This is a genomic window from Rheinheimera sp. (assembly GCF_036782235.1).
In the GTDB taxonomy this organism is placed as follows: domain Bacteria; phylum Pseudomonadota; class Gammaproteobacteria; order Enterobacterales; family Alteromonadaceae; genus Pararheinheimera.
Genome location: NZ_DAIPZL010000008.1, coordinates 107,566 through 132,566, shown reverse-complemented (window position 1 = coordinate 132,566; position 25,001 = coordinate 107,566). Strand labels below are relative to the sequence as shown.

The following is a 25,001-nucleotide window of genomic DNA, read 5'->3' as shown; positions in this document are numbered from 1 at the left end:
AGAATGGCGGGATCAAAACCCGCTGCCTTACCGCTTGGCTATACCCCTGCAGAAATTTTGTGGCGCTAATTGTATGAACTGATGACCATACTGCCACTAAATTTAATGGCAGGGGTACAGGGATTCGAACCCCAGAATGGCGGGATCAAAACCCGCTGCCTTACCGCTTGGCTATACCCCTGCAGAAACTGCAGAATTCTTACTTGCTTTGGTGCGGAAAGAGAGACTCGAACTCTCACGCCTCGCGGCGCTGGAACCTAAATCCAGTGCGTCTACCAATTTCGCCATTTCCGCAATTTACGGCGAACAACGCAGAGAAAGTGGTGGCTACAGCGGGAATCGAACCTGCGACCCCAGCATTATGAGTGCTGTGCTCTAACCAGCTGAGCTATGTAGCCACTGTGTCTTAGTTGTCCTAAGCAAGTGGCGCGTATTATGCTCAGATGCGTTTTTAACGTCAACCCATTTTTTGCCGCAATAAAGCGAATTCAGTTTGTTTGCTGTTTTTCTATGCAGATTGTCTGCAGCTTAGCCAGTTTTAGCCCAAATTCCATGGGCTTAGCCTGCTTTAGGCTGGGGTTTAGTTGGAAAATCCGTTAGTATCCCAAATCCCGCGTAGGCAAATGCCACGCTCCGACTGCAGCCAAGACTGCTATTTATGCCAAGGCATAAAAAAATATTACAGGAGATCTCATGTCGACCCCGACAACTCAGACCGCAGATACAGCAGGCCCACGCTGGCCAAAACAACTGCCTTACATTATTGCCAGCGAAGCCTGCGAGCGTTTTAGCTTTTATGGCATGCGCAATATTCTGACGCCTTTTTTAATGACAGCTCTGTTATTAGCCATTCCGGAAGAATTAAGAGCCGGTGCTGCCAAAGACGTGTTCCACTCTTTTGTTATTGGGGTGTATTTTTTTCCTTTATTAGGCGGTTATCTGGCGGACCGGCTTTTTGGTAAATACAACACCATTTTATGGCTGAGTTTAATTTATTGTGTCGGTCATGCCTTTTTAGCCATTTTTGAACACAGTGTGCAGGGGTTTTATACCGGCTTATTTTTAATAGCGCTGGGCTCTGGTGGTATTAAACCTTTGGTGTCGTCTTTTATGGGCGACCAATTTGACCAAAGCAATAAGACGTTAGCGCGCAAAGCCTTTGACTGGTTTTATTTCACTATTAACTTTGGCTCCTTTTTTGCGTCACTCTTTATGCCGCTGCTGCTTAAATATTATGGTGCTGCTGTTGCCTTTGGTATTCCGGGCATTTTGATGTTTATCGCCACCTTGTTTTTCTGGCTTGGCCGCAAAAATTATGTGCATGTACCACCAGAGCCAAAAAATCCACATGGTTTTTTACCCGTGGTGCGCACAGCTTTAATGGCAAAACAGCCAGGGCAGGCCAATTCTGGTCTGTATGTGGCCATGATCGGCGCTGCGCTTGCGGTTTATGCGTTATCCCAAATGGCTTCACTCGGTATAGTGGCGTCACTTTGTCTGGCGCTGGTGCTTATTATGGGGTTTGGCGGGGCAGGTGCTGCTATGCAACTGGAGCGCGCCCGGGTTGTGCATCCGCACGCAGCTGTGGATGGTGTGCGTTCAGTACTTAGGATTTTAATTTTATTTGCGCTGGTCACCCCTTTCTGGTCTTTGTTCGACCAAAAAGCATCGACCTGGATTTTACAGGCCAATGACATGGTAAAACCTGAATGGTTTGAACCGGCCATGATGCAGGCGCTAAACCCGGCGCTGGTGATGATCCTTATTCCTTTTAACCACCTAGTGCTCTATCCATTGCTGGAAAAATGCGGTGTGCAATTAACCTCTTTGCGCAAAATGGGGGCTGGTATTGCGGTGACAGGCTTAAGCTGGATTGTCATTGGCAGCATTCAGCTGATGATGGACATGGGCACACCGATGAATATTATGTGGCAAATTTTGCCTTACGCCTTATTAACCATGGGCGAAGTGCTGGTATCAGCGACCGGTCTTGAATTTGCTTATAGTCAGGCGCCTGCGGCGATGAAAGGCACCATCACCAGTTTCTGGAACCTGTCAGTGACAGTCGGTAACTTATGGGTTTTACTTGCCAATAACAGTATTAAAACACCGGCTGTAACAGCGCAGGTGACGCAAAGTGGCTTGAGTGAAACGGCGTTTTTAATGTTCTTTTTTGCCGCTTTTGCGCTTTTGGCAGCGGCGATATTTGCGCTTTATGCCCGAAGTTATCCAATGCAGGATAATTACCGGCCAGTCGGCTAACGATGTTTGGCAAAACAAAGCCTGTGTTGTTTTGCCAATCGCCAGAAATAACAAAGCCACCATAAGGTGGCTTTGTTATTTATAAAGAGCTTAAAGAGACTTAAACGTTAAACAGGAAGTGCATCACGTCGCCGTCTTTACAGACATAAGTTTTACCTTCAACCCGCAGTTTGCCTGCTTCTTTGGCACCGGCTTCACCTTTACAGGCGATAAAGTCGTCAAAAGAAACCACCTGAGCGCGGATAAAACCTTTTTCAAAGTCGGTGTGAATGACACCAGCGGCTTGTGGCGCAGTGGCGCCAACCGGAATAGTCCAGGCGCGCACTTCTTTGACACCAGCGGTGAAATAAGTGTGCAGGTTCAGCAGCGAATAACCGCCACGGATCACGCGGTTCAGGCCTGGCTCTTCCAGGCCCATCGACTCTAAAAACTCGGCTTTTTCGTCGTCTTCCAGCTCAGAAATTTCTGATTCAATAGCGGCACAGACTGGCACCACAATAGCGCCTTCTTTGGCGGCAATTTCACGTACCACATCTAAATGTGGGTTATTTTCAAAACCATCTTCCAGCACGTTGGCGATATACATGGTTGGTTTGATGGTTAAAAAGTTCATGTAGGAGATCAACGCTTTTTCATCATCAGACAAAGCCAGTTGACGTAAAGTCAGGCCTTCTTCCAGATGTTTTTTTACTTTCTCCAGCACTTCAATTTCAGCTTTGGCGTCTTTGTCACCGGCTTTGGCTTTTTTGCTGACGCGGAAAATCGCTTTTTCCGCGCTGTCCATATCGGCCAGTACCAGTTCCATATTGATAGTGTCGATATCGTCAGCCGGGTCAATTTTGCCGGCGACGTGGATGATGTTTTCATCGTCAAAACAACGCACGACGTGGCCAATAGCGTCAGTTTCACGGATATTGGCCAGGAACTTGTTGCCAAGGCCTTCACCTTTGGACGCGCCTTTGACTAAACCGGCGATATCCACAAACTCCATGGTGGTTGGCAGAATACGTTGTGGATTGACAATTTCAGCCAGCTGCTGCAAGCGTAAATCCGGCACCGGTACCACTCCGGTATTTGGCTCAATGGTACAAAACGGGAAGTTGGCCGCTTCAATGCCTGCTTTGGTCAACGCGTTGAATAAAGTAGATTTACCGACGTTTGGTAAACCAACGATGCCACATTTAAAACCCATGAGATGATCCTTTGAACAAAATACAGGGCGAGCCTGCGAAACGAACCTGAACTGAAATGATACATTTCAGTATGTGTCTATCAGTGTGTGCCAGAGTGCAGCTGTGTGCGCTAAACCTTGGCTTTAAAACTATGTAATCTATGCTGGGCTTTCACCAGATCCTGCTGTTGCCAAAGCTCAAAACAGCGCAGGCTTTCATCCAGCGCGTCTTCGATTAGCTTTTGCTCTTGCTGCGGCGCTTTGCCCAGCACATAACCTGTGACTTTGTCTTTATGACCCGGATGGCCAATACCAAGCCGCAGGCGGTAAAAATTCGGATTATTGCCAAATTTGGCTGTTATATCTTTTAAGCCATTATGGCCGGCGTGGCCACCACCGAGTTTCAGCTTGGCAATGCCAGGTTCCAACGCCATTTCGTCATGCGCAACCAGAATAGCTTCAGGTGGAATTTTATAAAACTGCGCCATAGCGAGAACCGCTTTGCCGCTTAAGTTCATATAGGTTGTCGGCACCAGTAATTTAATTTCACGGCCTTGCAACATGAACTTGCCGGTCAGGCCAAAAAACTTGGCTTCGGCTTTCAGACTGGTATTAAAACGACTGGCCAGTTGTTCAACGAACCACTGACCAGCGTTATGACGGGTATTGCTGTATTCGGGGCCCGGATTACCCAGGCCCACTACCAGCTGAATGACTTCCGTCATTATTACTCAGCAGCGTCGTCTGCTTTGCCAGCTGGTTTGTTTACAGAAACAACAGCCTGGTCATGGCCAGCACCTTTAGCCAGTTCAGCGATGACTACGCCGGCTGGAACTTTCAGGTCTGATAAGTGCAGAGTTGTACCAACAGCAACGTCAGCTAAATCCACTTCGATGAATTCAGGCAGGTTTTGTGGCAGAACAGTGATAGCCAGTTCGTTGATATGGTGAGCAACAACACCACCTTTTTTCACTGCAGCAGCTTCGTTGATAAAGTGTACAGGAACAACAGTGTGCAGTTCATGGCCAGCTTCAACACGTTGGAAGTCAACGTGAGTTACTTTTGGCTTGAACGGGTGACGTTGCATCGCTTTAACGATTGCTTTCACTTCTTCACCGCCAACGTTGATAGTCAGGATGTGAGTGTAGAAACCTTCGTTGGCCTGAGCTTGTAACAGCTTAGAGTGTTCCAGCGTGATAGATACAGGGGCTTGAGCGCCGCCGTAGATGATAGCTGGAACTTTGTCCGCGTGACGCAGGCGGCGGCTCGCACCTTTCCCCAGGTCGTTACGAACTTCAGCATTTAACGTGTAAATGGCGTTAGACATGTTTATCTCCAAAAATGAATTGCTCTGGTTTCCGCGACCAGAAAACCAGAATGAGGCTTTTTTCAGGCGCCATCCGGCGGAAAAAAGCGCGACATAATAGCACCGGGGCAGGGGAGCTGCAAACAAAAAAGGCGCCGGTTGGCGCCTTTTCTCTGCACTTCCCACTGCAGCTGCAATTGCAGTGGGAAAGGGCGGGGCAAAATATTAATCAAACATTGAAGAGATAGATTCTTCGTTGCTGATACGGCGGATACATTCAGCCATCATTTCGCTTAAAGTCAGCTGTTTAACTTTGCTGACGGCTTTCATTTCAGCGCTCAGTGGGATGGTGTCTGTGATGATCAGCTCATCAATCACTGAGTTGGCAATGTTTTGTGCAGCGTTGCCAGAGAATACCGGGTGGGTGGCGTAAGCAAAAACACGGCGTGCGCCTTGTTCTTTTAACGCTTCTGCGGCTTTACACAGGGTACCGCCGGTGTCGATCATGTCATCGACAATAATACAGTCGCGGTCTTTCACATCACCAATGATATGCATCACCTGAGCTACGTTGGCTTTTGGACGGCGTTTGTCGATAATGGCTAAATCGGCATCGTTGAGCAGCTTGGCAATAGCACGGGCCCGTACTACACCACCGATATCCGGAGAAACCACCACAGGGGCCTGGAATTCACGTTTACGCATGTCTTCCAAAAGTACTGGTGAGGCAAACACGTTGTCGACCGGCACATCAAAGAAACCCTGAATTTGTTCAGCATGCAGGTCTACAGTTAATACCCGGTCAACACCGACGCTCGACAGGAAGTCGGCCACTACTTTGGCAGTGATAGGCACACGGGCAGAACGGACACGGCGGTCCTGACGGGCATAACCAAAATAAGGAATTACAGCCGTGATACGGCCGGCAGAAGCACGACGCAGAGCGTCTACCATCACAATAAGTTCAATCAGATTGTCGTTGGTTGGAGCACAGGTAGACTGGATAATAAAAACGTCCGATCCACGGACGTTTTCATTAATTTGCACACTGACTTCTCCATCGCTGAAACGGCCGACTTCGGCGTCGCCCAGTTTGATATACAAACGGCTGGCAATTTTCTTGGCGAGTTCTGGTACGGCATTACCAGCGAATATCTTCATGTCGGGCACGGTAGGATCCTCAGGGCGGTTTTGAGTCCGGTTAAAATCTTCAGACGGGTAGCACACCCGTCTTCTCGTTATACGGCATGTTCCAACGCGGTCAGCAGCGGCGACCGGTTGACCCCTCGCGCGACAAAACCACGGCAATTGGCGGGTAAGTTCGCAAGGGCTCGACGAGCACTGATTTCGTCCGGGAATTCAGCGAATAAACTGGCGCCAGTGCCCGTCATTCGAGACGGCGCGTATTCTACCAACCACTGTAAGGTTATTGCAACAATGGGGTAGAGACGTTCAACCAGTGGCTGGCAGTCGTTTCGCCAGTCTGAGTTGTTGAGCCAATTGCCATCAACAGCGCCAAAAGAGTTTAGTACATCCGCTTTGGTGATGGCCTTACTGTTGCGGATTAAATCCGGATGGGTAAAAACGGCAACAGTGCTGACATGGCAAGCTGGCGTGACAACCAAAAATACTTTTTCAGGCAGCTCTACCGGCGTGAGCTTTTCACCAACTCCTTCGGCAAAAGCGGTATAACCTTCGACAAAAAGGGGCACGTCGGCGCCAAGCTTCAGGCCAATAGCGGCAAGTTCGGCCACAGATAAATTCAGCTGCCAGAGTTTGTTCAGCGCATGCAAAGTAGTGGCAGCATCAGATGAACCGCCGCCTAAACCGCCGCCCATCGGTAGTTTTTTATCCAGGACAATAGCGACACCAGCGTCAGCGGCGGCATAAGGTTTGAGCGCCATGGCTGCGCGATAAATCAGGTTGTCACTGCCTTCGAGGCTTTTGTCGTTGCAGCTCAGTTGGATCTGGCCGGACTGATTGGCGCTAAACTCCAGTTCATCACCGCTATCGAGCATCTGAAACAAAGTTTGTAATAAGTGATAGCCATCAGAGCGCCGGCCAGTGATATGTAAAAATAAATTCAGTTTAGCCGGGGCCGGTAATCGAAGCTGCTGCGCTGTCACTGCCTGGTTTTCCTTTCTGTTAATGTTCTGAGCACATGTTTTCTGTCATTGCCAGCAGGGCTGCCTGCCAAAGCCCTGGTTTACACCATTTTCCACTGGCGAATCACCAGTTTGAGTTTGGTGTCTTTGGATTCCAGTGTGATCCGTTTAGGTAACGACAGCTGATCCGGGAAAAACTCCGGATAACTGACCTGCCAGCGCCGGTTTTGACTGTCGAGCAGGCTAAAGCTGATTAACCTGCCCAACGGGTCCCAGCGCAGCTCGCTGCCTTGTTGACCTGCCATGCCTTTAAGCCACAATGGCATTTCGGCAATAGGCAAAGACCAGCCGGATAAATAATCCAGCAGCACGGCCGCACTTTGTGCCTGATGGGTTTCACCACTGACCTGCACTGTGGCGCCAGCAGCATCGGTTTGTAGTTTAAAAATATTAACGCCGATAAAGTTGTTCATATCAGCGCGGTAAAAAGCACCTTGTTGTTGCCAGTTCAGGCTGCCGCTGACACTGTCATTGGGAGCCTTAACCCCTAGCGAGGCAGTCAGTTCAAAATGAGTCAGACTGGCGAGTTTTTGCTGGCGTTCTTTGGCTGGCAACGGCATTTCCACTACGGCCGGCACTGTGGCACAGCCGGTTAACCAGAACAGCGCCAGCGCACACCAGGTTTTTGTCTGAAAAATCACGTTTTTTCCTATCAGCGTCGGCTGCGGCAACGGCAGCCTCTATGGTTGGGATCGGCAGAGTTGTTATGCTGTAGCCATTTTTAGCTGCTTTGCACTCTGGCCTGATGCAGTTAAGGCTTTTCTTGCCTTGTGTATTTTCGTACAATTCGCGCTTTCTTCGGTTTCCCGCCCGCTCTGCTTCGGGCCTTTTCAGGTGAATGACTATTTTTGCGCTTGGCATCAATCACAAAACAGCACCTGTAGCCTTACGGGAACAAGTGGCTTTTGCCCCTGAACAGGTGGCCGAAGCTTTGCTTGATCTGACCGCAAAAACGGCTGTCAGTGACGCTGTGATAGTGTCCACCTGTAACAGAACCGAGCTGTATTTTAGCGGCTCCGAGGCACAATCGAAACAGGTAATTGCATGGCTGGCGCAATTTCATCAGTTGTCTTTGCCTGAGCTGGCGCCCCATCTGTATCTGCACCAGGACAATGCGGCCACTACCCATTTAATGCGGGTAGCCAGTGGTTTAGACTCGCTGGTGCTGGGTGAACCACAGATTTTTGGCCAGGTAAAACAGGCTTACAGTCAATCCCGTCAGGTGGGCACCATAGCGCCGGTGTTTGAACGTTTGTTTCAAAAAACCTTTGCGGTAGCCAAACAGGTACGGACCGACACTGAAATTGGCGCCAGTGCAGTGTCCGTTGCCTTTGCAGCTGTGGCACTTGCCAGGCAGATATTTGGCAAGCTGGCCGATGTCAAAGTGCTGCTGATTGGCGCCGGTGAAACCATAGAACTGGTAGCCAAACATCTGCGTGAGCAAGGAGCCGGTCAGTTAACTGTGGCCAACCGCTCTTATGACAGAGCAGCAGCTTTGGCGGCGCAGTTTCAGGCGCAGGTGGTCAGTCTGGCGCAGGTGCCACAGGCGCTGGTCGACGCCGACGTGGTGATCAGCTCTACCGCCAGTACTCTGCCGCTAGTGGGCAAAGGCATGGTGGAGCAGGCGCTGAAAAAACGCCGGCACAAACCGATGTTTCTGGTGGACTTAGCAGTACCCCGTGATATTGAAGCTCAGGTGGCTGAGCTTGAAGATGCGTATTTATACACTGTGGACGATTTACAAAATATCGTGTCGCAGAATATGCAGTCACGCCAGCAGGCGGCGGCGCAGGCCGAAACCATGATAGCCGCAGGTGCTGCCGAGTTTAGTCAGTGGCTGCAGCTGCAGGGCAATATTGACTGGGTGCGCGATTATCGCGAACGTTGTGAACAGGTCACCCAGGAATTATTGCAGCGCGCCATCAATCAACTGGCCAGTGGCCAAAACAGTGAGAAAGTGTTGCAGGAATTTGCCACTAAACTCAGTAACAGATTAATGCATGCACCAACCAAAACTATCCGCCATTTATTGCAGGAAGAGCAGGTTGATGCCAAAACTTTGATCAATTTTTTAGTAGATATCTAATCAGGTACCCCATTTCCCATGAAAGATTCGGTTTATCGTAAGCTCGAAGGTCTGGTTGAGCGCCACGAAGAAGTGCAGGCGTTACTCAGTGACGGCGGTGTAATTTCAGATCAGGGCCGGTTCCGTGAGCTTTCCAAAGAATACAGCCAGCTCGAGCCTATAGCGCTGGCTTTTGCCCAGTATCGTGGTGCGCAGGACGACCTGCAAAGCGCCGAAGAGATGTTTAAAGACAGCGACCCCGAGATGCGGGAAATGGCGCAGGAAGAATATAAAGCAGCCAAAGAACGTATTGAGCAGCTGGATCAGGAACTGCAGATTTTATTATTGCCCAAAGATCCCAACGACAATAACAACTGTTTCCTCGAAATCCGTGCCGGTGCCGGTGGTGACGAAGCCGCTATTTTTGCCGGTGATTTATTCCGCATGTACAGCCGTTTTTGCGAGAAAAAACGCTGGAAAGTGGAAATTGTCAGCTGCAATGACGGTGAACACGGCGGTTATAAAGAAGTGATTGCCAGTGTGCAGGGGGAAGGGGTGTACGGCACCCTGAAGTTTGAATCCGGTGGTCACAGGGTACAAAGGGTACCTGCCACTGAATCCCAGGGCCGGGTGCATACTTCGGCCTGTACTGTGGCCATTATGCCGGAAGTGCCGGAAAGTGAAGCCATTGAAATTAACCCGGCTGACTTAAAAGTAGATACCTACCGCGCTTCAGGTGCCGGTGGTCAGCACGTCAACAGAACCGACTCTGCCATTCGTATTACGCACTTGCCAACTGGCATAGTGGTGGAATGTCAGGACGAACGTTCACAACATAAAAACCGCGCCCGTGCTATGGCGGTGCTGCAGTCGCGTATTCAGGCGGCTGAAGATGAAAAACGCCGGCTGGCAGAAGAATCCACCCGCCGTTCTTTGGTGGGCTCGGGCGATCGTTCTGAACGCATTCGTACCTATAACTTCCCGCAAGGCCGGTTAACCGACCATCGTATTAACCTGACGGTATATCGTTTACTGGAAGTGATGGAAGGCGACCTGGATTTAGTGTTGGGCCCGCTCAGTCACGAACATCAGGCCGATTTATTAGCAGCGCTGGCGGAAGAAAACCGCTGATGCCAAATGCCGGCAAGCCAGCAAAGCCTGATACAGTTCAACAATGGTTGCTGCAGGCGGCCACTGAACTCGAAGTATTGGCTTTGGTGGATCCGGCGCTGGATGATGTGCGCCTGGAAGCCAGGCGTTTAACGGCGGATGTGCTCGGCTGGTCGCCAACGGCGTTATTAAGCCGCAGTACTGATGTGCTAAGTCCTGTACAATTAAATACCTTACAACAAGCACTGAGCCGCCGTTTAACCGGCGAGCCGCTGGCTTATATTACCGGGCGCTGGTGGTTCTGGGATTTAGAACTGGAAGTAGCGCCTTGTACCCTTATTCCCCGTCCTGACACTGAACTTTTGGTGGAGCAGGCGCTCAGCCTGGATTTACCGGCTAACGCCAATGTGCTTGATTTAGGCACTGGCACAGGTGCAATTGCACTGGCGCTGGCCAAAGCCAAACCGCTCTGGCAGCTGTTGGGGGTGGATTATTCCGCTGATGCGGTAGCGCTTGCCAACCGCAACCGCGATAGGCTGCAACTGCCCAACTGCAGTTTTATCCAAAGTGACTGGTACAGTGCTACCGGCAACAAGCTGTTTGATTTGATTGTCAGTAACCCACCTTATATCGACGGGAAGGACCCGCATTTGACCCAGGGCGATGTGCGGTTTGAGCCTTTGTCGGCGCTGGTGGCGGCCGATCAGGGCCTTGCCGACATCCGGCTGATTTGCCAGGGTGCCCGCAGCAGACTCAAGACCAACGGCTGGTTATGGCTGGAGCATGGTTATCAGCAAGCCGATGCGGTGCAGGCTATTTTGCAGGATAATGGTTTTGTGCAGGTGCAATCGCGTCGTGATTATGGCAATCAATGGCGTATCAGTGGCGGTATGTTGCCACCCGCCTGATTTTACTCAGCTTTTTTACCAAACTTTCCGCTTTATCTTGTCGTAATCTTTTGACCCTGTGCCAATTACCGCATATAACTAATGGAAATGACATCAATTGGTTAGCATGAGGGATTTGGAGTGGCCAACGATTTTCTGTTTGCAGATGAACCTGAAGAAGTAAGCCCAAGCCACAGTGGCAGCTGGAAGGTTTTGATTGTCGATGACGAACCTGAAGTTCATGCAGTGACCAAACTTGCCCTCAGTGACTTTTCTTTTCAGGGCAAAAACCTGGAATTTATCAGCGCTTATTCCGGTGCCGAAGCAAAAAAAATGATTGAACAACATCCGGATGCCGCCATTATGCTGCTGGATGTGGTGATGGAAACCGACGATGCCGGTTTATTGGTGGCGCGTTATATCCGTGAAGAGCTGCACAATCATTATGTGCGGATTATTTTGCGTACCGGCCAGCCAGGGCAGGCGCCGGAGCGGCAGGTGATCGTTAACTACGACATTAACGACTACAAATCTAAAACTGAACTGACCGCACAAAAACTTTTTACTGTGGTGATGTCGAGCCTGCGTTCTTACCGCGATATTTTGTCGATTGATGCCAGCCGTCAGGGGCTGGAAAAAATTATTACCGCTTCAGCCGATTTATTTTCTGCCCACTCGATGGAGCAGTTTATTGACGGTGTGCTGCAACAACTGACATCCATCTTAGGTTGTAACGACAATGCCTTGCTGGTCACCTCCAGCCTGGTGGCCGGCAATACCCATGAAAATCAGGATCCGGACCAGCTGGTGGTGTTTGCCGGTTTAGGTGAATTTGAACACAAAGAAGGGCAGGCGGTGGCCTCTGTGCTGGATCCAACCTTAATGGCCGCCTTTCATCAGGCGCTGCAAAGCCGCAGTATTGTGTACCGTGACAATTATTTAGTGGCCTATTGCACCAGTAAATTTACCCATGGCTCTTTATTGTATGTGTCAGGTTTGCCAAGCCAGGTGAATGAAAACCAAAAACGGCTGATTGAGCTGTTTTCACAAAATGTGCAAATTGCTTATGAAAATGTGCAGCTACAACATGAAATTGAAGATACCCAACGCGAAATAGTGTACCGCTTAAGCGAAGCTGTAGAGCAGCGTTCTATCGAAACCGGCAATCATGTAAAAAGGGTGGCTTTTATTTGTTATGATCTGGCCAAAGCTTATGGCCTGTCTGACACCGAAGCAGAAAAACTGATGTTTGCATCTCCTTTGCATGATGTCGGCAAAGTGGGCATCCCCGACGGCATTCTGAATAAACCGATGAAACTGCAGGAGCATGAATGGGAAGTGATGAAAACCCATTCCAGCATTGGTTATGAAATCTTAAAAAACTCCAAAAGAGCCATTATTCAGGCTGGCGCTATTATTGCACGCGACCACCATGAAAAATGGGACGGCACAGGTTATCCGGCTGGCAAAGCAGGGGAAGACATTCATGTGTATGGCCGTATTGCGGCTATTGCCGATGTGTATGATGCACTGCGTCACCGCCGTTGTTATAAGTCGGCCTGGACTCAGGAAGCGGCGATGGAAAAAATTATCAGTGAATCCGGCAAACAATTTGAGCCGGCACTGGTGGAAATCTTAAAAAGCCGGGTCGACAAAATAGAAGCAATTTTGCAAAAATACCCGGACGACGACGAATAAGCTCCGCAGCTTGACTAAAGCCGGTATAAAAAGCTCAGACAAACCACCTCAGGGTGGTTTGTTTTTATCGGTTGTGGTAATGCTGTTCCCGACTAAGTGCTGGCAACAGACAATAAACAATAATTTTCCTAATTTTTATGGGGTTACTCTGATGTATATGGCAATAAAACACAGTCACATGTTACTGGTGGCGTTAAGTCTGGCGTTTTTAGTATTGCGTTTTGTCATGTCATTGCGTGGTGCAGCGCTGTTGCAAACGAAGTTTTTTAAAATTGCTCCCCATATTATCGACACTCTGCTGTTGTTATCGGCGGTGGCGCTGATGGTGACTATCCAGCAGTATCCTTTTGTAAATCCATGGTTGACTGAAAAACTGCTGGCAGTGCTGGCTTATATCGCTTTGGGTGTGATGGCATTTAAAGGCCGTACTGTTGGGCTTCGGGTTTTTGCTTTTGTCGGTGCCCTTGGTTGGCTGGTGCTGGCGGTAAAACTGGCTATGACAAAAACACCACTATTATTTGGCTGATAACCTGGCTGCTGGTGTTAAACTGACGCCGTTTTTAGTTTATTTTTGAGGAGGCCTGATGGCCATTCAAACAATTCAGGTAGCTGATATTCAGGTTGCCAATGACAAACCCTTTGTGCTTTTTGGTGGCATGAATGTGCTGGAATCGCGCGACATGGCGATGCAGGTTGCTGAAGCCTATGTCAAGGTCTGTGAAAAGCTGGCTATTCCACTGATTTTTAAAGCATCTTTTGATAAAGCCAACCGCTCTTCTATTCATTCTTACCGTGGCCCCGGCATGGAAGAAGGCTTAAAAATTTTTGAAGAAATTAAACGCACTTTTTCTATTCCGCTCATCACCGACGTGCATGAACCTTATCAGGCTGCACCTGTGGCTGAAGTGGTGGATGTGATCCAGCTGCCGGCGTTTTTGGCCCGTCAAACCGATTTAGTCATTGCGATGGCCAATACCGGCGCTGTGATCAATGTGAAAAAACCACAGTTTCTGGCACCCCATGAAATGCGTCATATCATCACCAAGTTCCGTGAAGCCGGTAACGACAAAGTGATTTTATGTGAGCGTGGCTCCAGCTTCGGTTATAACAACCTGGTGGTCGACATGCTGGGCATGGATGAAATGAAACAATATGCACCTGTGATTTTTGACGCGACCCACGCGCTGCAAAAACCAGGTGGCCGGGCCGACTCAGCCGATGGCCGCCGGGCTCAGGCCGCACAGCTGGCGCGCTCTGGCATGGCCCTTGGTTTGGCCGGTTTGTTTATTGAAGCGCACCCGAATCCAAATGAAGCAAAATGTGACGGCCCTTGTGCATTGCCACTGAGTAAACTGGAAGGGTACCTGACACAAATGAAAGCGCTGGACGACTTAGTGAAAAGTTTTGCGCCGCTGGATACGTCAGCGAATTAAGTTGAATTGCCGTTTTGCCGGATATTGTGATGTATCAGCGCCATTTGGCAGCAACGCCGGTTTATCCGGTGCGGCAAACGAAGTAGCACAACGGCAATAATAAAAACAAAAAGGCGCGCCCTGAACAAGTGGCGCGCCTTTTTATTTGGCGCTGCAGCAGGGCAGGCGCCGCAGTTTGCGCTGGCATAAGCCTGGTCTCAAAGCAGGCGCTGAAGAATGCTGTTGCCTATGACGACACCGTTGCCGGTTAGTAGCGTTGTTGTACATAAGCCACCACATCCTGATACCTTTGCCGCAGTTCCAGCGCCTGCTGCGCCAGCTGGTCAAAATCGGCACTTTCGCTGCCTTGCTCCAGTTGCAGCGCAATCTCGGTCAGCTGTAAAGCACCGACACTTTTTGCCGCTGATTTTAACTGGTGCGCCGTTGTGTGCAGGCCGTTTCTATCCTGCAGCTGAATGTTTTGTTCAATCTGCGATAGTAAACCGGCGGCGTGATTGACAAAATAATTCAGATGTTCTTCGTGCTTGGCCGGTTCATTGCCGAGGAAATTGGCAATGGTGGTAAAACAAATCGGCGGACTGGTTTTATTGTTTTGGGTTAAAGCGGCCGCTGTGGCAACAGGGCTCGGGGTTTTCTCCAGTGGTAACCAGCGTTGTAGCAGGGTTTCCAGTGTCGCCAGTTCAATAGGTTTGGTGATATAGCCATCCATACCCACACTTAAACATTTTTGCTCTTCACCTTTGAGTGCATTGGCAGTGACCGCAATAATGCGGGTGAACTGGCTGTTTTCGTCATCATATTGCAGTGCTTCTTTACGAATTGCCGCCGCTAAATCATAACCACTCATATTGGGCATATGTAAATCGGTCAGCAGCAGCGGGTAGCGGTATTGCCGCCATTTTTCCAGCGCAAGAGCGCCGTCGTCGGCCACATCCACGGCATAACCCAGCGCGTTCAGCTGGTCAACGATGACCCGCTGATTCATCAGGTTATCTTCGGCCAGCAAAATCAGTTTGCCCTGGGCCCTGGCTTGTTCCTGACTCGGCGCTGACAACGGCAGTTGCTGTGCTTTGTGTTGCTGCTGCGGTTTTTGTTTGCGTCCTGCTGAAATCAGCACTGTTTCATACAGATGGCTGCGGCAAATCGGCGCACTGTGCAGATAATACACATCAGGTGCATTGTGGTCGGCCAGCTCAGGTAAATTGGTCAGAATGATAAAATGACGGCCGTCTTTGGCCGATTTGGCCAGCAATTCGTGGATCTGTGCCTGACTCAGCTGCTGATAAGTGGCATCCAGCACCCAGACCGCCGCTTCGTTTTTCAGATTGGGTTGATGCGCCACTGTGATCATTTGTTCCAGCACGGCAAGGTTATCGATAGTTTCAACATCAGCACCGGCATAACTGAAATAGCTGTGCAGGCTTTCCAGATTGAGGGCGTCTTGCGAAAACACTTTAATGCTGAGATCCTTCAAGCCAACCTGCAGCGCCAGGGTTTCATCACTGCGGCGCATCGGCAGTTTTACTTTAAATTCAGTGCCTTTGCCCACTTCACTCTGTACTTCAATATCGCCATACATCAGCGCGGTCAGACGCTGGCAAATTGATAAACCCAGGCCGGTGCCACCATATTTACGGGTAATAGAGCCTTCGGCCTGGCTAAAGGGCTGAAACACATAATGCAGCTGGCGCTGGGTCATGCCTTTGCCGTTGTCGATCACCGACAGCTGCACCACATCAAACTCCATGTTTTCATCCAGTAAGTCGGCGCGGATTTGCACTAAACCGGTTTTACCATTGCTGGTTTGGGTAAACTTAATAGCGTTACCGGCCAGGTTGTACAAAATCTGCCGTAACCGGACCGGATCGCCCATCAGGCCATCCGGAATTCGCGGGTCGATATAAATTTTTAAGTCAATCTGCCGCTGATAGGCCATCGAAATCAGAATGCGGCCCACTGCTTCAATAATGTCCCCCAGCGACAGCGGAATAGACTCCAGCTCTAATTTGCCGGCTTCAATTTTCGAGAAGTCCAGAATGTCATCCAGAATACGCAACAGCGAAAACGACGACTCACGAATGGTATCTGTCATACGGAATTGTGCTGTGGCCAGCTGGGTTTTCCGTAATAAATCGATAGTGCCGATAATGCCATTCATCGGGGTGCGGATTTCATGACTCATGGTTGCCAGGAAAGTGGATTTGGCTTCATTGGCTTTTTCAGCGGTCAGCTTGGCGCTTTCCAGCGCATCAGTGCGCTCTTTAATGCGGGTGTCAACTTCCTGTTTGAGTTTGGCAATATCAGCTTCTGAGTTTTTCAGTTCTTTCTGGCCCTGGGCAATTTTTTTAAACAGCTGATTAATGTTCAGTGCCAGCGCTGCCAGTCCATCCCGGCTGCTGAGGCTGCCGCTAAACTGACCCAGCGCAATAGCGGCGCTGATATCGTCGTTCAGGGTGTCGATATCACGTTGCAGTCTTTTATTCAAGTGAGCGGCCAATAACCAGGCCAGCACTAAACCAATGATGAAGCTGAAAATCCACTGCAGCAGCGTTGGCAGATAATTAAAGGGCGCAACTTTACTGACCAGCATCAGCTGGCCCACAGTCTTGCCTTGTTGTTGCAGCGGCAGCAGATAAACCGAAAAACCGGCTTGTAATCTGGGCTGGGTGAGCGCCAGTGCAGGGTTAAATCCGGCCAGGCCATTGGTGTGCACCATCAGGGCGGGTTCAGGTTTTTGTTGTTTGTATAAATAAGCGGCGCGGCCATCTTTGGCGTTATTGACCAGCTCCAGTAGAGGCGCTGCATCGTCCCAGCGATTGAGCTGCAGCATAGGCGTAATGGCCTGCGCCAGCAGCTGGGCGTCCTGTTGCAGATTGGTGCTTGCAGGCTGGGTCTGGTGATGTTGCCAGTCCTGATAAAAACCATAACTGGTTTGCAGGCTAACCAGTAACACCACCAGCAACGACAGCCGGAGGAACAAAGGTGAAACAAAGGAGCTTTTTTCCATAAGAAACAACCGACCAGCCTGATGAATTAAAACAGAATTTTTATTCTAACCATTTTTGTGTTGACCACCACTGTTTTGTCGTCGCCGGATCAATTAGTTAAGACTGACGCTATCAATGCCAAAAAACAGTTTTCTTTGCTTTATACCGGGCTTTGCCGCAGGTTTTTGCTGCTTAATTGGCTATTTTGTACAACTTCTAGGCTGTCAGTGCTGTTCTGCCAAAAAAAAGTTGACTTGCCCCGGCAAAATCCGTTTAATACCCCCCGTTGCCCAGATAGCTCAGTCGGTAGAGCAGCGGATTGAAAATCCGCGTGTCGGTGGTTCGATTCCGCCTCTGGGCACCATAAATTTTTGGTGTGTTGATTTCCTCTGTTAAATCAGTTCACTACAGTGTTCGCTTTAAAGAACAATGCCGCTTTAGCTCAGTTGGTAGAGCAACTGACTTGTAATCAGTAGGTCATCCGTTCGACTCGGATAAGCGGCACCATTTAAAGTAAAGAGTTTGCCCAGATAGCTCAGTCGGTAGAGCAGCGGATTGAAAATCCGCGTGTCGGTGGTTCGATTCCGCCTCTGGGCACCATAAACAACAAGCCCTGCAAGCAATTGCAGGGCTTTTTGTTTTAGGCTTTTTATTGTTCTGGCTTGCCAGAAGTGAAGGTAAAAAAACAAGCGGACCCAATGCAGGCCCGCCTGGTTGCGGCCTTATTGGCAGGAGCCGCAGCACTGACCTTTCTGTTGCTGTGGTTCAACAAACAGAATTTCGTTTTCCAGCAGAATATGTTCCATTAAATCTTCTTTCAGCTCGGTCAGGCCTAGATATAACGCCGACCAGGTATTGCAGGCGCCAGCCGGTAACACCAGGTCTTTGGCCAGGTTCAGCATGGTGTCCAGCGCATCACCATGTTGCAGATGTTCTTCCTGCATCACGGAAATAGGGCCGGCCGGGAAAAAACCGTTACATAACATCGGGAACAAAATTTGTTCTTCTTTATGCATATGGCTTTCCAGCTCCTGATACATATGTTCCAGATGAGTGGCCAGGCCGGTTGGACACTCTGGATGATCGGCATGCACATGCTCTACCCGGCGGGCGAGGCGGATCAATTCCGGCAGCTGCTGCCGGTGTTTGGCGTGAAAACGCTCCAGAATAAAATAAGCCAGCTCTTCGGTTTTTGCCTCGCGCCAGTTGCGCTGCATTGACCCGGGTTTTTGCGCCAGCGCCGCCAGTTCGGTATTAATTTGCGCGGCGTTCAGTTGTCTTTTGGCGGCTGCTGCGGCCAGTGACTCTTTACCACCACAACAAAAATCCAGTTTGTATTTGTGAAATACGGCGGTTGCGCCCGGAATTTGGGTAGCAAGCTGGCCTAAAGGTTGATCTAAATAAGACATAACAGACTCCGGTTTTTGGGCCTTGGGCAGGCGGAAATTTCACATCAGCAGCGTGCTGCCGTTATGCTGATATTCCAAGAATCAGGCCAAAACTACCCCTTTTGATTTATATAGATTTTTTGCCGGCAGTGGTAAATTTAACCCCGAAAAAACCGGGTAATAATTACCAAACAGGGTAAAAATAACCATGCTGGAAGAAACCTTAGTGGCTGATTTAGTAGCCGATTTACCCTCAGCGGTGCGGTTGCAACGGCTGGTGAATACCATGCGCACCCATTTTGGTTGCAGCGCTGTGGCGCTGCTGCAACTACAGCAGGAGCAGCTGAAACCTGTGGCCGTCTGTGGCCTTGCCAGCGAAACCCTGGGTCGGCGTTTTATGGTGGCGCATCACCCCAGGCTTGCCACTATTTTACAAAGCCGGCAGCCGGTCCATTTTGCGCCCGACAGCAGCCTGCCCGATCCTTATGATGGTTTAGTTGAAGTGCAACAAGGCCAGCCGCTGTTGGTGCACGACTGCATGGGTATTTCGTTATATCTGGAAGGCCAGTGCTGGGGAGTGCTGACTCTCGACGCCCTGCAGGCCGGCACTTTCAGCCGTTTAACAGTGCTGGAGTTACAAAGATTCAGTTTGCTGGTAGAAGCCGCGGTCAGGGTCTGTCAGCTTGAAACCGAACTTCGTACAGTGCGCTTTGCCAGAGCCAATCAGGTGCTGGACAGCGGTGTTTACCATTCACCGGCTGATGAAATTATTGGTCAGAGCCCGCAGTTATTGCAGCTGTTGTCAGAAGTCAAAGTGGTGGCGAGTTCCGATTTGCCTGTGTTGCTGCTGGGGGAAACCGGTGTTGGCAAAGAGTTATTTGCCCGTTATCTGCATCAGCAGTCCAACCGCAATAATAAACCGCTAGTATATATCAATTGTGCCGCTTTGCCCGAGTCGCTGGCGGAAAGTGAACTTTTTGGTCATGTGAAAGGGGCGTTTTCCGGTGCGCAGCAAGAGCGCAGTGGCCGTTTTGAAGCAGCTGACGGTGGCACTTTATTTTTAGATGAAGTGGGGGAGCTGCCGCTTCTGGTGCAGGCCAAAATGCTGCGGGTGTTACAAAACGGCGAAATTCAGCGGCTGGGCTCGGACAAAAGCCGCAGTGTGAATGTGCGGATAGTGGCGGCCACCAACCGTGATTTAGCGCAGCAGGTGGCGCAGGGCGCGTTCAGAGCCGATTTATATCACAGGTTATCGGTGTATCCTGTGCCTATTCCGCCGCTGCGTCAGCGCAGCAGCGACATTGCTATGCTGGCCGGGCATTTTCTGGAGCAAAACCGCAGCAGGCTTGGCCTCAGATCCATCCGTTTGTCGCAGGATGCGCAGCTGTTGCTGCTGCATTATCACTGGCCTGGCAATGTGCGTGAGCTGGAGCATGTGATAAGTCGTGCGGCAATCAAAGCGCTCAGTGAAGGCCATAACCGTAGTGATATTCTGACCATAGAACCGCGTTATCTGGATATCAGCCCAACAGCAGCTGTTGCTGGCGAGCATAACATGGCCGCAGCTGAACAGGTGTTTAGCAATACATTAGTCACAGCCAAAGGCCTGCCGCTTAAACAAGCGCTGCAGCAGTTTCAGCGCCAGCATATTGAAGCTGCTTTTAAACAAAGTGGCGGCAGCTGGTCTAAAACCGCCCGGTTGCTGGAAATCGACAGTAGTAATTTACATAAACTGGCAGAAAAACTTGGGGTCAAAGCCCTGCTTAAAGGACAAAACTGATGCAGCTGGCGCGTATTGTATTGTTCCGCCTGCTGGCGCTTTGCAGTTTATTGCTGGGCTTGATTGGCGTGGTGCTGCCTGGTTTGCCGACAGTGCCTTTTGTATTACTGGCCGCTTTTGCCGCCGGTAAAGGCTGGCCACAGCTGGAAGCACGTTTATTGGCACATCACAAATATGGCCCTGTGATCCACAACTGGCGCCGTTATGGGCTGGTGCCACGCGCCGGCAAAATAGCCGCCAGCCTGATGATGACGCTCAGCCTGGTACTTTGCTGGTTCAGTACCTTTGCGCTGCTGTACAAAGTGTTGCTGACGCTGTTGCTTGCGGCTGTGGCACTCTGGTTATGGCGCCGGCCAGAGCAGATGCCAGCAGAGCGGGCATTGGAGGAGCAAAAATGAAACCAACAGCATCTGCAGAGCTGAATTTACACCAGGCCATGCGGTACAGCCGGCAAATTATGTTGCCGGCCTTTGAGCTGCAGGGGCAGGAAAAACTGTTGGCGGCCCGGGTGCTGGTCATCGGAGTGGGTGGGCTTGGCTGCGCCGCTTTGCCCTATCTTGCAAGCTCAGGTATCGGAGCGCTGACGCTGGTTGATGGGGATGTGATTGACCGCAGTAATTTACAGCGGCAGATTTTGTTTCGGGAAGCTGATATAGGTAAACACAAAGCTGAAGTGGCGGCAGCGGCGCTGGCGCAGCTTAATAGCGACGTGAAGTTTGGTGTGGTCAGCAGTTTTGCCGATGAAACCTTGTTGGCTGAGCTCATTGCACAACATGATCTGGTGCTGGATTGTTGCGACAATTTAAGTACCAGGCTGCTGATCAACCAATATTGTTATCAGCAGCAGGTGCCGCTGGTGTCGGGCGCGGCTATCAGGATGGAGGGGCAGGTCAGCAGTTTTGCCATGAACAGGCAACAACAGCCGGACGCACCTTGTTACCAGTGCCTGAGCCTTGCTTTTGCCGAGCAGCAGCTGAGCTGCCTGGAAGCCGGTATTTTATCGCCTGTGGTTGGGGTAATTGGCACTATGCAGGCGCTGGAGGCCATTAAAATTTTATCGGGTTGTGGCAGCGCACTTTATGGCCGTTTGTTGTTATTGGATGGCAAATACAGTGAATGGCAAAGTTTTAACATCCGCAAACAGCCACATTGCCCCTGTTGTGGCGATGTGACCGCTGCTGACAAAGCGCCTGCTGAATAAAGGGGCCACTTGAGCCAGTGTGGCATGCAGGGCTGCAGCTGTCGGCAAATATTGCTTAGCCGGCACCCTGTGGTTTAGCGCTTGGCAAAATATCCTGTTGAATATGCTGCAATAACTTATAAGCCTGTTGCAGATCACAGTCTTCACCGTCACGTTTTTTATAACCAAAACTGGTCAGCTCCAAATGCCAGGTGGGTTCCACCTGTTGCAGCGCCAGGGTGTGGCGCACACAATTAAGCGGACAACCGTCGATGGCCAGAATAGGCCGGCCGGATTTGGCCACTTTCACCAGCTGTTTCACCTGGCCGCCGACACCGGCAATACAGGACATTTCGGCAATACCTTCTCTATCCAGCACCACGGCCAGATCATTGGCCAGCTGCGCTACGTTAGAGCAGCCCGAGCAAGCGTAAACCAGCGGTTTTCCGGTTAAAGGTTGGTCTGTAAAAGCGGCCATACAAAACTCCCTGATTGTGGATAAACACAAACGGCAATACAACAAAGGGCGGCTTGCGGAGAAAGCCCTGCGCTTTTTGTAAAAACGCGGTGCTTAATACACAAAACGTAGTTGGCGTATTACCTGTTGTTGCTGAGTCTAAGCATTGGTGTTTGTTAGAACTTGATATAAATCAACTGAAAGTGGCGGCTACTCACACAGAGGTATCAGTGCCAGGAGGGAAAAAACTGCGGTTTGACGTTATTACACAGGCCAGCGAAAACAAAAAACCAGCCCAAAGGCTGGTTTTCACAAAAAAATTACAGCAGCACAAGAGCCACAGATCTGGGTTACATCGCTTTGCAGTTAACCCGGTCTGCCGTCCGCTCTGGTGCTGCACAGCATGCCGGCATAACAATAACAAAACAGCGCATAAGCCAGTACCCAGCAGCCAATGGCCAGTATCAGCAGCGCCTGGCTCATATCCGGCATCAACCACAGCAGCAGGCTGCGGCTGATGCCTGCGGCCACCACCAGTACAAAAGCCGGCACCATCAAGGCCGATACCTGCAGTGGCCGCCCTGTGTGGCCAAGCGACACCCGCGCCATCATGGCTAAAATCATCGAACCCATGGCGCCGGCTGTTAATGCATGCAGTGCCGTGCTTTTGAGCACCGTATGGCCCAACAAAGTGCTGCCGCTGTAATGCAGTGCAAACAGCGCCAGGCCAAGCGGAATAAACCAATAAGCCAGATGTAAAGACCACAACAGTGGCACTCTGAACGTGATCCAGATTTTCCAGCGGGCACAACGGATAGCCAGCAGCACAGCCGCAATACCATATAAAGCGCCAATCAGCGGATGCGGCAGGAAGTTTTCCAGTTTTAAAAACTGCTGAATAAATACCAGCCATAAAAGTCCAAGCGCCAGCCGGTCGAGCCAGAGCACAGGCTCCACTTTTTTGCTTTGGGTGCCATTGGCGGTAAACATCGGCAGCACCCGGCCACCCATAATGCTCATTACCAGCGTCAAGAGCAGCACGGCGCTATAAAGGCCATGTTGTTGCAGCATATAGTCGTTTAATGCCAAACCAACCCAGCTGACCGCGTTACAAAGCGTAAGCAGCATCAGCACAGGCACAAAAAACAAATTACGCCACTGCGCCACGGCCAGAATAGGTTTGGCCATCAGCACCGCGGCCAAAGGTAAAAACAGCAGGTCTACCAGTGCCACCACCCAGATGGGCAAAGCAGCACCAAATAACACCAATAACCGGGCCAGAAGCCAGCAGAGCAGCAGCCATAACAAAGGCTTGCCGTGGGGGGCTCTAAGGCCCGTCCAGTTTTGCATCGCTGTTAATAAAAAACCGGCCACTATGGCGCAGCCAAAACCAAAAATCATTTCATGGCTGTGCCAGAACAGAATATTACCCACAGGGGACAGCGGCAGGCCGGCAAAAAGCGCCAGTCCCCACAGCAGCATGGCAATACAGCTAAAAGCACCACCGAATAAAAACAGCGGCCGAAACGCCAGCCGAAGTAAAGGTGGTATATCAAGTTCTGTTGTCAGATCAGTAATTTGCATCTTGTTTTCCCAAATGAAACGGCTTTAGTCGCTGCCGTCTTCTAATAAAAAATTGTGGGCTCTGGCGGCGGCCAGTTCGCGCTGATATTGCTCCCGTTGGTTGGCAAAAAACATCAAAATCATACAAAAGGCCAGCACGCCGTACAGCAACATAAAACAGGCGGTGTGAATGCCGAGTAAATCCTGCGACAACCCAAATAACAACGGCAGGGTACAACCCCCCAGCGCGCCAATGGCCGCCACCATACCCCCGGCTGCCCCCATTTGGTCGGGGTAATAGTCATAAATGGTGCGAAATACACTGGCACGGCCAAGACCCTGGGCTATGCCGATGACAAAAATCAAGGCAGTAAACAGCCAGAGGTTGATGTTAATTTCCAGCACCACCTCTTTTTGAATACCGTGGATCACCAGGCTGGTGGGTGGGTAACTTAAAATAAATAAACAAATCAGGCAGATCCAGAACACACTCCAGTTGACTGCCCGGCCGCCATAACGGTCAGCCAGCCAGCCGCCCAAAGCACGCACCATGCTGGACGTCGTAACAAAAAACAGCGTAAAAGCCATGGCATCGGCGGCGCTGAGCTGATAGGCCTGCATGTAATACAGTGGCAGCCACAGCAGTAACGCCAGAAAGCTGCCAAACACAAAATAATAATACAGTGAAAAACGCCACAGTCTGGCGTCTGTCAATAACTGCTTGCTGCGCTGATAGAAGGGTCTGGTTTTATTGGGCTGCGTCTTTGTTAAAGTCGTTTGCGGATGCCCTTGCGGCATTTGGGGTGCAAATAAAACAAACAGCAGCGCCAGCAGGGCAGTTAACAGCGCATACAGAGCACCTACACCGAGTGGCCAGTTAACTTGGTTTAATAGGGGCACCAGCAATAAACTTAAAGCTGCACCGGCATTACCAACCCCAAACAAACCCATCACTGTGCCTTGCTGCGCAGCGGGGTAAAAAGCCGACACATAAGCAATGCCGAACGTAAAAGCCACACCGGCCAGCCCCAGCCAGAATCCAAGCAACACCAGACTCAACAGGCTTTGGGCATAAGGCAATAACAATAAAGCGGGGATCAGCAGCAACATCAGCCACAACCACAAAGTGCGGGGGCTGATTTTTTCCGCCAGGATACCGGCCGGAAATCTTAATAAAGCGCCGGTCAGCACAGGGGATGACAACAACAAACCATAGTCGGTCGCGCTTAATTGCAGCTGTGCAGCCAGCTCCAGCCCCAGGGCTGCATATAAACACCAAATCGCAAAACACCAGGCAAAACAAAAAATTGAAAAACATAAAGCACGGCGTGCCTGCGGCAACGGCATCAGCAGTGAGGTTGCTGTTTCTGGGCTTGTGATCCGGGCGTCAGACATACAGAGTGTGGCCTTTGGCATTAAAAGCTTTCTGATGATAAACCGCCGGGCAACTGAGTGGGGTTTTCATCGGGAGTATTCCTTTCGTTTTGGCCAAAGCGCCTTGCGAAAACCTGCTACCACTAAGTGGGTAGCGGCGTGCTTCAGGTGCTGA

21 protein-coding genes and 7 tRNA genes (1 of these 28 running past the window's edge) are annotated in these 25,001 nt (G+C 50.4%); 13 read left to right on the top strand and 15 right to left on the bottom strand.

The window, feature by feature from the left end:
• The 4 genes from V7P87_RS10850 to V7P87_RS10835 form a co-directional block, all read right to left on the bottom strand.
• A tRNA-Gln gene (locus tag V7P87_RS10850) sits at nucleotides 1–48 on the bottom strand (it extends 127 nt beyond the left edge of the window).
• A gap of 58 nt (nucleotides 49–106) precedes the next feature.
• A tRNA-Gln gene (locus tag V7P87_RS10845) sits at nucleotides 107–181 on the bottom strand.
• A gap of 28 nt (nucleotides 182–209) precedes the next feature.
• Nucleotides 210–294: transfer RNA gene (locus V7P87_RS10840), tRNA-Leu, on the bottom strand.
• 27 nt (nucleotides 295–321) lie between these two features.
• A tRNA-Met gene (locus tag V7P87_RS10835) sits at nucleotides 322–398 on the bottom strand.
• A 295-nt stretch (nucleotides 399–693) separates the two neighbouring features.
• Here V7P87_RS10835 and V7P87_RS10830 point away from each other — a divergent pair.
• On the top strand, nucleotides 694–2,262 hold the full coding sequence (locus V7P87_RS10830; protein ID WP_333797446.1) for a POT-type proton-dependent oligopeptide transporter: 1,569 nt from the start codon (nucleotides 694–696) through the stop codon (nucleotides 2,260–2,262).
• 100 nt (nucleotides 2,263–2,362) lie between these two features.
• On the opposite strand, the gene ychF is transcribed toward V7P87_RS10830, so the two are convergent.
• From ychF to lolB, 6 genes are all read right to left on the bottom strand, one after another.
• A complete protein-coding gene (gene ychF, locus V7P87_RS10825) occupies nucleotides 2,363–3,454 on the bottom strand; it encodes a redox-regulated ATPase YchF (RefSeq protein WP_296296223.1) in 1,092 nt (363 codons plus the stop codon).
• Nucleotides 3,455–3,564: 110 nt separating this feature from the next.
• Complete coding sequence (gene pth / locus V7P87_RS10820) at nucleotides 3,565–4,158, bottom strand: aminoacyl-tRNA hydrolase (RefSeq protein WP_333797445.1); 594 nt, start codon at nucleotides 4,156–4,158, stop codon at nucleotides 3,565–3,567.
• 2 nt (nucleotides 4,159–4,160) lie between these two features.
• Nucleotides 4,161–4,760, bottom strand: coding sequence for a 50S ribosomal protein L25/general stress protein Ctc (locus tag V7P87_RS10815; RefSeq protein WP_333797444.1), 600 nt, complete (start codon nucleotides 4,758–4,760; stop codon nucleotides 4,161–4,163).
• A gap of 204 nt (nucleotides 4,761–4,964) precedes the next feature.
• Complete coding sequence (locus tag V7P87_RS10810; protein WP_333797443.1) at nucleotides 4,965–5,900, bottom strand: ribose-phosphate pyrophosphokinase; 936 nt, start codon at nucleotides 5,898–5,900, stop codon at nucleotides 4,965–4,967.
• A 77-nt stretch (nucleotides 5,901–5,977) separates the two neighbouring features.
• Entirely contained in the window at nucleotides 5,978–6,865 is an 888-nt protein-coding gene (gene ispE / locus V7P87_RS10805) for a 4-(cytidine 5'-diphospho)-2-C-methyl-D-erythritol kinase (protein ID WP_333797442.1), read from the bottom strand.
• Nucleotides 6,866–6,945: 80 nt separating this feature from the next.
• Nucleotides 6,946–7,545, bottom strand: a complete 600-nt coding sequence (gene lolB, locus V7P87_RS10800; protein WP_333797441.1) for a lipoprotein insertase outer membrane protein LolB — start codon at nucleotides 7,543–7,545, stop codon at nucleotides 6,946–6,948.
• A gap of 197 nt (nucleotides 7,546–7,742) precedes the next feature.
• Here lolB and hemA point away from each other — a divergent pair, with 197 nt between their 5' ends.
• The 6 genes from hemA (at nucleotide 7,743) to kdsA (ending at nucleotide 14,097) form a co-directional block, all read left to right on the top strand.
• Nucleotides 7,743–8,990, top strand: a complete 1,248-nt coding sequence (gene hemA / locus V7P87_RS10795; protein WP_333797440.1) for a glutamyl-tRNA reductase — start codon at nucleotides 7,743–7,745, stop codon at nucleotides 8,988–8,990.
• A gap of 18 nt (nucleotides 8,991–9,008) precedes the next feature.
• Nucleotides 9,009–10,100 carry a peptide chain release factor 1 gene (gene prfA / locus V7P87_RS10790; protein ID WP_333797439.1) on the top strand — a complete coding sequence of 364 codons (1,092 nt, stop codon included), beginning with the start codon at nucleotides 9,009–9,011 and terminating at the stop codon, nucleotides 10,098–10,100.
• Nucleotides 10,100–10,987 (top strand): peptide chain release factor N(5)-glutamine methyltransferase, encoded by an 888-nt coding sequence (gene prmC / locus V7P87_RS10785; RefSeq protein WP_333797438.1) that lies wholly within the window; start codon nucleotides 10,100–10,102, stop codon nucleotides 10,985–10,987. The genes prfA and prmC overlap by 1 nt, the downstream gene beginning before the upstream one ends.
• Nucleotides 10,988–11,107: 120 nt before the next feature.
• On the top strand, nucleotides 11,108–12,664 hold the full coding sequence (locus V7P87_RS10780; protein ID WP_333797437.1) for a DUF3369 domain-containing protein: 1,557 nt from the start codon (nucleotides 11,108–11,110) through the stop codon (nucleotides 12,662–12,664).
• Nucleotides 12,665–12,815: 151 nt separating this feature from the next.
• Nucleotides 12,816–13,190, top strand: coding sequence for a SirB2 family protein (locus tag V7P87_RS10775; RefSeq protein ID WP_296296241.1), 375 nt, complete (start codon nucleotides 12,816–12,818; stop codon nucleotides 13,188–13,190).
• Between the two features lie 58 nt (nucleotides 13,191–13,248).
• Nucleotides 13,249–14,097 (top strand): 3-deoxy-8-phosphooctulonate synthase, encoded by an 849-nt coding sequence (gene kdsA, locus V7P87_RS10770; RefSeq protein ID WP_296296243.1) that lies wholly within the window; start codon nucleotides 13,249–13,251, stop codon nucleotides 14,095–14,097.
• 247 nt (nucleotides 14,098–14,344) lie between these two features.
• On the opposite strand, the gene V7P87_RS10765 is transcribed toward kdsA, so the two are convergent.
• Nucleotides 14,345–17,104, bottom strand: a complete 2,760-nt coding sequence (locus V7P87_RS10765) for an ATP-binding protein (protein WP_333797436.1) — start codon at nucleotides 17,102–17,104, stop codon at nucleotides 14,345–14,347.
• Between the two features lie 268 nt (nucleotides 17,105–17,372).
• On the opposite strand from V7P87_RS10765, the gene V7P87_RS10760 reads away from it, so the two are divergent.
• The 3 genes from V7P87_RS10760 to V7P87_RS10750 all read left to right on the top strand — a co-directional run bounded on the left by V7P87_RS10760 (nucleotide 17,373) and on the right by V7P87_RS10750 (nucleotide 17,684).
• Nucleotides 17,373–17,448, top strand: a tRNA-Phe gene (locus V7P87_RS10760).
• A gap of 67 nt (nucleotides 17,449–17,515) precedes the next feature.
• Nucleotides 17,516–17,591: transfer RNA gene (locus tag V7P87_RS10755), tRNA-Thr, on the top strand.
• 17 nt (nucleotides 17,592–17,608) lie between these two features.
• A tRNA-Phe gene (locus tag V7P87_RS10750) sits at nucleotides 17,609–17,684 on the top strand.
• Nucleotides 17,685–17,806: 122 nt separating this feature from the next.
• Here V7P87_RS10750 and ytfE read toward each other — a convergent pair.
• The gene (ytfE, locus tag V7P87_RS10745; protein ID WP_333797435.1) at nucleotides 17,807–18,493 is read right to left on the bottom strand and encodes an iron-sulfur cluster repair protein YtfE; all 687 of its coding nucleotides are present in this window, start codon (nucleotides 18,491–18,493) and stop codon (nucleotides 17,807–17,809) included.
• 187 nt (nucleotides 18,494–18,680) lie between these two features.
• On the opposite strand from ytfE, the gene norR reads away from it, so the two are divergent.
• The 3 genes from norR to V7P87_RS10730 are packed head-to-tail and all read left to right on the top strand — an operon-like array spanning nucleotide 18,681 to nucleotide 21,453.
• A complete protein-coding gene (norR, locus tag V7P87_RS10740; protein WP_333797434.1) occupies nucleotides 18,681–20,252 on the top strand; it encodes a nitric oxide reductase transcriptional regulator NorR in 1,572 nt (523 codons plus the stop codon).
• Nucleotides 20,252–20,650 (top strand): YbaN family protein, encoded by a 399-nt coding sequence (locus V7P87_RS10735; RefSeq protein ID WP_333797433.1) that lies wholly within the window; start codon nucleotides 20,252–20,254, stop codon nucleotides 20,648–20,650. The genes norR and V7P87_RS10735 overlap by 1 nt, the downstream gene beginning before the upstream one ends.
• Nucleotides 20,647–21,453: a HesA/MoeB/ThiF family protein gene (locus tag V7P87_RS10730; protein ID WP_333797432.1), complete on the top strand. Its 807-nt coding sequence runs from the start codon at nucleotides 20,647–20,649 to the stop codon at nucleotides 21,451–21,453. The genes V7P87_RS10735 and V7P87_RS10730 overlap by 4 nt, the downstream gene beginning before the upstream one ends.
• 55 nt (nucleotides 21,454–21,508) lie before the next feature.
• On the opposite strand, the gene V7P87_RS10725 is transcribed toward V7P87_RS10730, so the two are convergent.
• From V7P87_RS10725 to V7P87_RS10715, 3 genes are all read right to left on the bottom strand, one after another.
• Nucleotides 21,509–21,910, bottom strand: a complete 402-nt coding sequence (locus V7P87_RS10725; RefSeq protein ID WP_296299695.1) for a putative zinc-binding protein — start codon at nucleotides 21,908–21,910, stop codon at nucleotides 21,509–21,511.
• 345 nt (nucleotides 21,911–22,255) lie between these two features.
• Nucleotides 22,256–23,473 (bottom strand): NnrS family protein, encoded by a 1,218-nt coding sequence (locus tag V7P87_RS10720; protein ID WP_296299696.1) that lies wholly within the window; start codon nucleotides 23,471–23,473, stop codon nucleotides 22,256–22,258.
• 24 nt (nucleotides 23,474–23,497) lie between these two features.
• Nucleotides 23,498–24,847, bottom strand: a complete 1,350-nt coding sequence (locus V7P87_RS10715) for an MFS transporter (RefSeq protein ID WP_333797431.1) — start codon at nucleotides 24,845–24,847, stop codon at nucleotides 23,498–23,500.
• Between the last annotated feature and the right edge of the window lie 154 nt (nucleotides 24,848–25,001).

Bases quoted from the DNA above. Each gene is read 5' to 3' on its own strand.
- V7P87_RS10830 (WP_333797446.1), top strand. From the start codon at position 694: ATGTCGACCCCGACAACTCAGACCGCAGATACAGCAGGCCCACGCTGG.
- ychF (WP_296296223.1), bottom strand. From the start codon at position 3,454: ATGGGTTTTAAATGTGGCATCGTTGGTTTACCAAACGTCGGTAAATCT.
- pth (WP_333797445.1), bottom strand. From the start codon at position 4,158: ATGACGGAAGTCATTCAGCTGGTAGTGGGCCTGGGTAATCCGGGCCCC.
- V7P87_RS10815 (WP_333797444.1), bottom strand. From the start codon at position 4,760: ATGTCTAACGCCATTTACACGTTAAATGCTGAAGTTCGTAACGACCTG.
- V7P87_RS10810 (WP_333797443.1), bottom strand. From the start codon at position 5,900: ATGAAGATATTCGCTGGTAATGCCGTACCAGAACTCGCCAAGAAAATT.
- hemA (WP_333797440.1), top strand. From the start codon at position 7,743: ATGACTATTTTTGCGCTTGGCATCAATCACAAAACAGCACCTGTAGCC.
- prfA (WP_333797439.1), top strand. From the start codon at position 9,009: ATGAAAGATTCGGTTTATCGTAAGCTCGAAGGTCTGGTTGAGCGCCAC.
- prmC (WP_333797438.1), top strand. From the start codon at position 10,100: ATGCCAAATGCCGGCAAGCCAGCAAAGCCTGATACAGTTCAACAATGG.
- V7P87_RS10775 (WP_296296241.1), top strand. From the start codon at position 12,816: ATGTATATGGCAATAAAACACAGTCACATGTTACTGGTGGCGTTAAGT.
- kdsA (WP_296296243.1), top strand. From the start codon at position 13,249: ATGGCCATTCAAACAATTCAGGTAGCTGATATTCAGGTTGCCAATGAC.
- V7P87_RS10765 (WP_333797436.1), bottom strand. From the start codon at position 17,104: ATGGAAAAAAGCTCCTTTGTTTCACCTTTGTTCCTCCGGCTGTCGTTG.
- ytfE (WP_333797435.1), bottom strand. From the start codon at position 18,493: ATGTCTTATTTAGATCAACCTTTAGGCCAGCTTGCTACCCAAATTCCG.
- norR (WP_333797434.1), top strand. From the start codon at position 18,681: ATGCTGGAAGAAACCTTAGTGGCTGATTTAGTAGCCGATTTACCCTCA.
- V7P87_RS10735 (WP_333797433.1), top strand. From the start codon at position 20,252: ATGCAGCTGGCGCGTATTGTATTGTTCCGCCTGCTGGCGCTTTGCAGT.
- V7P87_RS10730 (WP_333797432.1), top strand. From the start codon at position 20,647: ATGAAACCAACAGCATCTGCAGAGCTGAATTTACACCAGGCCATGCGG.
- V7P87_RS10725 (WP_296299695.1), bottom strand. From the start codon at position 21,910: ATGGCCGCTTTTACAGACCAACCTTTAACCGGAAAACCGCTGGTTTAC.
- V7P87_RS10720 (WP_296299696.1), bottom strand. From the start codon at position 23,473: ATGCAAATTACTGATCTGACAACAGAACTTGATATACCACCTTTACTT.
- V7P87_RS10715 (WP_333797431.1), bottom strand. From the start codon at position 24,847: ATGTCTGACGCCCGGATCACAAGCCCAGAAACAGCAACCTCACTGCTG.